Origin of the sequence: Italian clover phyllody phytoplasma str. MA1 (assembly GCF_000300695.1) — a bacterium.
Classification (GTDB): Bacteria; Bacillota_I; Bacilli_A; order Acholeplasmatales; family Acholeplasmataceae; genus Phytoplasma.
In genome coordinates this window covers 1-337 of record NZ_AKIM01000005.1, presented here as the reverse complement: position 1 = coordinate 337, position 337 = coordinate 1, and the positions used below count along the sequence as shown (strand labels likewise).

The 337-nt window shown below is 28.2% G+C and carries 1 protein-coding gene; it reads right to left on the bottom strand.

The features are described 5' to 3' along the window. On the bottom strand, positions 1-232 hold a 232-nt coding region (locus RI01_RS00030; protein WP_152411619.1), incomplete at its 3' end, for a hypothetical protein. Positions 233-337: the final 105 nt, after the last annotated feature.

Sequence of the window (337 nt, the reverse complement as noted above, 5' to 3'; positions counted from 1 at the left end):
TTAATTGCCTTGTTTTTCTATTAGTTCCAACCACATAACCGATAAGAAACCAAATGATACCACCTAATAAAAAAGTCACGATTAAAGTCAATACAATGTTTTTGTTATTCATTGCGCAACTATATCCCCATTTGTAAAAAAGGACAACAAAGAAAACTGCTAAAGCTACTAAAAATACAATTAATACTGTTATCATTCCTGATGAAACATTAGACATTCCTTCATTATACATTTTATACCTCCATTTGTTTTTTTAAAATAAAATATTTCAATAATATTATATATTATAATCCTCAAAAAAAAACAATGAGGCGCCCCGCAAAAGTGGTACCAAAAG